Annotated in this window: 8 protein-coding genes and 1 pseudogene; all 9 read right to left on the reverse strand. The window is 72.0% G+C overall.

What is annotated here, in order from left to right:
- Window positions 1–1,509, reverse strand: a pseudogene (locus ACXJLU_RS32490) (hypothetical protein); the annotation flags it as partial.
- Window positions 1,509–1,895 carry a GPW/gp25 family protein gene (locus ACXJLU_RS32495; RefSeq protein WP_457337864.1) on the reverse strand — a complete coding sequence of 129 codons (387 nt, stop codon included), beginning with the start codon at window positions 1,893–1,895 and terminating at the stop codon, window positions 1,509–1,511. The gene ACXJLU_RS32495 and the pseudogene ACXJLU_RS32490, both read right to left, overlap by 1 nt.
- The gene (locus ACXJLU_RS32500) at window positions 1,892–2,188 is read right to left on the reverse strand and encodes a hypothetical protein (protein ID WP_073466142.1); all 297 of its coding nucleotides are present in this window, start codon (window positions 2,186–2,188) and stop codon (window positions 1,892–1,894) included. Before ACXJLU_RS32500 ends, ACXJLU_RS32495 begins: the two co-directional genes overlap by 4 nt.
- A gap of 7 nt (window positions 2,189–2,195) precedes the next feature.
- Window positions 2,196–2,915, reverse strand: coding sequence for a phage baseplate assembly protein V (locus ACXJLU_RS32505; RefSeq protein ID WP_457337865.1), 720 nt, complete (start codon window positions 2,913–2,915; stop codon window positions 2,196–2,198).
- Complete coding sequence (locus ACXJLU_RS32510; RefSeq protein ID WP_457337866.1) at window positions 2,915–4,018, reverse strand: hypothetical protein; 1,104 nt, start codon at window positions 4,016–4,018, stop codon at window positions 2,915–2,917. The genes ACXJLU_RS32505 and ACXJLU_RS32510 overlap by 1 nt, the downstream gene beginning before the upstream one ends.
- A gap of 5 nt (window positions 4,019–4,023) precedes the next feature.
- On the reverse strand, window positions 4,024–4,296 hold the full coding sequence (locus ACXJLU_RS32515) for a hypothetical protein (RefSeq protein ID WP_457337867.1): 273 nt from the start codon (window positions 4,294–4,296) through the stop codon (window positions 4,024–4,026).
- 10 nt (window positions 4,297–4,306) lie between these two features.
- Complete coding sequence (locus tag ACXJLU_RS32520; RefSeq protein WP_073466146.1) at window positions 4,307–4,996, reverse strand: hypothetical protein; 690 nt, start codon at window positions 4,994–4,996, stop codon at window positions 4,307–4,309.
- Window positions 4,997–5,251: a hypothetical protein gene (locus ACXJLU_RS32525; RefSeq protein ID WP_457337868.1), complete on the reverse strand. Its 255-nt coding sequence runs from the start codon at window positions 5,249–5,251 to the stop codon at window positions 4,997–4,999.
- Window positions 5,248–6,170 (reverse strand): ATP-binding protein (locus ACXJLU_RS32530; protein ID WP_457337869.1); only part of this gene is annotated, 923 nt, incomplete at its 5' end. The genes ACXJLU_RS32530 and ACXJLU_RS32525, both read right to left, overlap by 4 nt.

The raw sequence follows: 6,170 nt of genomic DNA on the forward strand, positions 1-6,170 counted from the left end.
CAGCACGCCGCGCCGCACCAGCGCGCTGCCGCGCGGGCGCAGCACCACCTCGTACGCGGCTTCGTCGCTCACGACCAGCGCGTGCTCGTCGAGCGGGCCCAGCGGCGCGCCCGGCGCGCGGAAGGTGGTGATGCGCGGGCGGCCCTGCGTCACGCGGACCAGGTTGGCGTGGAACACGCTCACGTCGTGCACCGGCAGCTCGTTGCAGTCGCAGGTGAAGCAGACGTTGCGGCGCAGCGCGTCGTCATCGCGCCAGCGCACCCGCACCAGCCACTCGCCGGTATAAGGATCGCGCAGCGCCTCGGCACGCGGCCTCGGCCCGCCCAGCGGCAGCAGGCGCAACACCTGGCGCTGGTCGGCACACGCGCCGTTCGGCAGGCCGGTCTCGGGGTTCAGCACCTCCTGCACCAGCAGCTGGTCGACATGCACCTCGACGTCGGCCGCGGCCACCGCCTGGCTCGCATGGGTGCCGAGGAACAGGTCGCGCAGCGCCTCGGCGCCGGCCTGCGTCAGCGGCGCGGGGCCGGTCAGGTCGGCCTCGGTGCTGCCGGCCGCCAGCGCGCGAGTGGTGTCGCCCCAGGTGTACAGCCGCAGCCGGTTCAGCAGCGCGAAGCAGCGGCGGCGCCAGCGCACGCCGTCGCGCGGCATCGCGAACACCACCGCATCGGGTGCGGCCCATTCGCGCCCGGTCCACGCGCCGAACTCGTCGTTCGGACCCGCCGGCAGGTCCGGCGTGCCGGCCACCTCCAGCGCGAGCCAGGTGCCGGCCTGGTTGCCCTGGTGCACGTGGTAGTCCATCAGCCGCGCGTGGCGGGCCAGCGAGACGCGCTTGCGCGCGCTCGCGATCGAGCGCTCGGCCAGCACCCGGTCGTGGTAGTCGGCCTGCTCGTCGGCATCGGCGGCGATCAGGTCGATCAGCACCTGGTCGAGGTCGGCCTCGCTGGTGACCTGCCAGCCCGGCACGCGCCGCATCATCGCGGCGATCAACACATGGCGGAAGGAGTCGTAGTCGCGCGCCAGGTAGTCGATCGCCGGCTCGTCGGGCGGCGGCTTGAAGGTGGTGCGCGGCGCACAGCCGAGGTTGAAACAGCCGGGGCGGAACTTGAACGGCAGCGCATTCAGCAGCGGGTCCATCGCCAGCGGCAGCGCGTTGCCGGGCGCGGCCAGGCCGTCGGCGGTCGTCGACAGCAGGTAGGTCGAGTAGTCGCCGACCGGCGCGAGCTTCAGGCGCAGCGTGCTGGCGTTCGCGCCGGCCTGCACCTCGGTGACTTCGACCGCGCGCGCCGGGTTGCCGCCGCGCGCCCGCTCGGCACCGCGCACCCGGAACGCGGCCTTCGGCGGCAGCGGCAGCAGCGCGCCGCTGTTCCAGAACTCCAGGTCCAGCCAGGCGAACGTGGGCTTGGCCACCGCCTCCAGCGTGACGTAGGCGAGCCGGAAGCCGTTCAGGCCCTGGGTGTCGAGATCGCGGGCGCGGTCCTCGAGGCGTTCGTCGTCGTGCAGCACGGCCATCACAAGGCTCCCTGGCGCTGGAAGCGCACCTGCTTCACCTCGCCGGTGGCGATCACGAGGTAGCGCAGGTCGACGTTCAGCGTCGCGTCGACCGCGCTGACATCCAATGCCTGCACGCTGACGCGCTGTCCGAGCCAGCGCGACAGGTTGCGGCTGAGCAGCGCCTTCGTGATGCCGGCGGTCGCGTCGTCGTTCTGGTGGAACACCATCCGCCGCAGCCCGGCGCCGAAGCCCGGCAGGAAGGGCCGCTCGCCGGGCGCGGTGAGCAGCAGCTGGATCAGCTCGCCGCGCACGTGCTCGGGCAGGTTGGCCGGCGTGGCCGTGCGCCCGTCCGGTCCGATGTGGAACGGAAACGCGAGGTGGCGGCCGTGCGGTTGCCGGTTCATGGCAGGTCTGGCCGGTAGGTGCCGACCGTGAAGGCCATCGCGTGGTGGTGCGTCGTCATGCCCGAGTCGCCGCTGTCGTCGGTGGTGATCAGGTCGACCCGGTGGTCTTCGAGGAACTTCAGCACGCCCTGCGCGATGGCGGCGAACAGGATCTGCCGGTCCTCCGCGCCCTCCTTGTCGGGCAGCTCCTCGCCCTTGGTCAGCTTCCACTCGTTGTGCATCGCGGTGTCGATGTACTGCGCGAGGCTGTCCGCCATGTTGTCGGTCTGGCCTGCCTTGAGTTGGTTTGCCATGGCGGCCTCAACCGGTGGTGACCCGCGTCGACAGCAGCGAAGGCTTCGCGGGCGAGAACGGGGTGACGGGCGCCATCGGCGTGACCGGGATGCCCATCACCGTCTGGCCGACGTGCAGGTGGGCGTTGAAGATGCCGACCAGCTCGGTCAGGTAGCTCACCAGTGAATCGCCCAGGACCAGCGGGTGGCTGGCGCCATCGGTCAGCTCGATCGACGGCGCCTCGACCACCACCTTGGCGGTCGACTTCACGGTGATCAGGCCGTCATTGACGCTGATGGTCAGCAGGTTGCTGCCGTCGCCGTCGGACAGCGTCAGCGTGTTGGCGTCGTCGTCCAGCGCGACCAGCAGGCCTTGCTCGCTGCGCAGAATCTTCAGCGTCGGGGTCGCGACCGCGCCCGTCTCGTTGGTCGGCAGGTCGGAGGTGCCCCACCAGCCACCGGACCAGATCGGCCGCGACGGGTCGCCGGCCTCGAACTCGATCCACACCCCCGCTCCCACCGGCGGCACGGCGTACAGGCCGACGCCCGGGCCGGCATACGGCGCGCACGGCGTGGCCCAGGGCGTCACCACGTCGGGGCCGAAGACCTCGGGCACCTGGGCCTTCAAGCGGCCCATCGGTTCCGGATCGTCGATGTCGCTGACGATGCCGCGGTACTTGCCCCAATGGCGCGAGCGCGACTGCGACGCGAGATCGACCACCAGGCGTTCGAGGCTGCCGGTTTCCATCAGAAGAGCCCTCCAGGCAGGCCACCGGCGGCGCCACCGCTGCCGGCCGAGCGCGCATTGCGGTGCAGCGAGAAGCGCTGCCGGTAGGCGCTGTCGTTCAGCACGTGGGTGACGTGCCCGACCAGGTAGTCGCCCGACAGGAAGCCGCCGACGCCGCGCACCCGGATCACCTCGTAGGGCTGCAGCACGCCGGCGTAGTCGTTGGCATCGAGCTCGCCGCTGGCAGCCCAGGCCCAGGACGACAGGTCGACCGCGGCGGCGGTGGCGGCGTCGAGGTCGGCCTGCTCCTCGCGCGTGCCGGTCAGCAGCGCCGTGCCGGGGGTGGCGAGGTCGTGCGCCGCGCTGTCGCCGAGCGGAACCTGGCTCGATGCGTCGGCGTTGCCGCCCAGCACGCTGCGGTCGGCCAACGCGACGCTGCCGGCCTGGCTGGCCAGCGGGCGCAGCGCGTCGAACTGCGCCGAGAAGCGCGCCACGTTGCGCTTGTCGCCGACCAGCAGCAGCTCGGGCAGCGTGCCCGGCGCGAGCTGCAGGCGCTTGAAGGCGCCGATGCTCAGCCCCGGTGCATCACCCGGCTTGACGTACGCGAACATGCCGAGCCGCCGCGCCAGGTCGCGCAGCAGCTGCATGCCGGTGCCGCGCTGCACCACCACGCGCTGCAGCGCCGCGCCGGCATCGGGCGTGCTGTCGACATCGGGCGTCAGGCCGGCCTCGGCGTACACGCTGCTGACGATGTCCTGCGCCGCCATGTCCTCGAACAGCTGCACCTTCTCGTCGCGGTTCAGCAGCACGCTGTCGTCCTGCACCACCAGCGTCACGTGGCTCTGGTCGGACTGCGCGCTCAGTTCGTAGCGGTTGCCGACCACCGGCCCGTCGATCAGCGGCACGAAATCGGCATCGGCCACCTTGACCTCGACGCGCACCCGCGCCCAGTCTTCCTCGGCGCCCTGCCAGACGCCCTGGTCGCTGGTGCCGACCGGCCAGTCGAGCTCGGCCTCGGCCGCGATGCCGATGCCCTGGTCGATGCGGATCTCGGTGAAGCGCGCCAGTTGCTCCACGCTGGCTGGCGCGTTGTCGAAGAAGACCCGGAACTCGGCCTTGGCCATGGTGCTCAGCCCCGCGGCAGGTTGATCGGCCGGCCGACCGGCTGCAGCAGCGTGCCGGCCTCGAGCTCGGCGTTGGCATCGGCCACGTGCCAGTAGCGGGTGGCATCGGCATAGCGCTGCTCGCTGAGCGCGTCGAGCTGGTCGTGCGCGCGCACGGTGACCGGGTCGCCCGGCGTGTCCGGCAGCGGCCGCAGCTTGACGGCCGCCACCTCGGCGCCGGCGCGGTCGAGCACGGTCACCGTCGGCAGGCCGTGGTAGCGGGAGTTCGGCAGGAACATGGCAGGTCCTTCAGAAGGGAATGATGTCGAGCGCGAACTCGATCACCTTGGCCAGGTTCAGCGTGGCCTGGGTGTCCTTGACCATCTGCGAGTACTGCCACGCGCCCTCGCCCACCGCGTCGTCGGCCGGCGCCTGGCTGGAGACCTGCATGCCGATCTTCACTTCGGCCTGGATCGGGTTCAGCAGCACGTCGTACTTCTGCTCGGTGATGGTCATCGAGGTGATGCTGACCGGCAGCACCCGCGACGGCCCCCAGATGAACAGGATGCGCGGCAGCGGCACGCGCGGCACCGGCTGCGACGGCGGGTCCTTCTTCGGGCCGGACAGCGCCGAGCCGATCGCGTCGATCGCCGCGCCGAGCAGGCCGCCCGGCGTGGTCGGCGGGTAGATCATCTTCTCGAGCGCCGCGAGCTGCGGGCCGACGCCGAAGATCCGCGGGATCGCCGACACCACGCCGCCGGCGCCCAGGTCGTCGGCGGACGAGAACTGCGCGCTGACCTCGAAGCTCTCCGACGGCGGCGCGGCGGCCGAATGCGATTCGGTGCGCGGCTGCGCCGACGCGGCGGGCGGCGGCGCCGGGATCGCGATGGTGCGCGTCATCTGGTCCGGGTTGAACTGGAACACGACGATGTTCGGGATCGGCCCGAGCAGGTTGATGCCGTACTCGACCAGCACGCCGCGCAACGGGAAGAGTGCCATTCAGCGGCCCTCCCCGCCGAGCGCGAGCAGGCGCGCGGCGATCAGGTCGGCGATGGCGTGCGCATCCCGCTGCGCACCCGCCGGCGCGTTGACGACGCCCAGGTCCAGCTGCGCGGTGTCGGCCAGGCCCTGCAGGCCGGCGTGCCGCGCCAGCGCCCGCTGCAGCGCGCCCTCGATCGCCTCGGCCAGGTCCGCGCCGAGCAGGCCCGAACCGCCGCGCAACGTGATCGACAGCCGCGCGATCTCGAGGCTCATGGCGTGCTCTCCAGCAGCGGTGCGTAGCGCCCGAACTGCTCGCGCCCGGCGACCCGGTTCATCTTCTCGAGCTCGCGCCGCACCGCGCCCAGCACATGCACCATGTCGACCCGCGCCTCGGCCTGCGGCGCGTGCCCGGCGGCGATCAGGCAGGCGTTGAACGCGGCCGAGCGGATGTGCCCGCCGGCCAGCTCGAACTGCTGGCCGAGCCAGCGGCAGTCGAGCGCGCCGATGTCGACGCGCGCCGGGAAGGCCTGGCGCCATAGCCGCTCGCGCTCGGGCACGCCGGGCATCGGGAACTCGACGATGTGGCGCAGGCGCCGCGTGAAGGCTTCGTCCAGGTCCTTGCGCCGGTTGCTGGCCAGCACCGCCAGGCCCTTGAAGCGCTCCATGCGCTCCAGCAGGTAGCTGATCTCGATGTTGGCGAAGCGGTCGTGGGCGTCGCGCACCTCGGTGCGCTTGCCGAAGAGCGCATCGGCCTCGTCGAAGAACATCAGGCAGTCGCTGGTCTCGGCCGCGTCGAAGATGCGGCGCAGGTTCTTCTCGGTCTCGCCGATGTACTTGTTGACGACCTGCGACAGGTCGATGCGGTACATCGGCAGCGCGAGCGTCTGCGCCAGCGCCTCGGCCGCCATCGTCTTGCCGGTTCCCGGCGGGCCGCAGAACAGCACCGACAGCCCGCCCTCGTTCCAGGCCCGCGCGGTGCCCCAGTCGTGGTGCACGCGGCCGAGCGCGCCCATCGCATCGACGATCTCGCGCAGCTGGCTCGCCTGGTTCGCCGGCAGCACCAGCTCGTCAAGGTCGAAGCGGGTCGCCACGGCATTCGCCAGGCCGTCGAGTTCGAGCCGCGCCTCGGCCCGGCAGACGGCGAACAGCTCGCGTGCGCCGGCGTCCGGGCCGAGGCCGCAGGCGGCTGCGG

The sequence above is a fragment of the Rhizobacter sp. P5_C2 genome, from assembly GCF_054049715.1.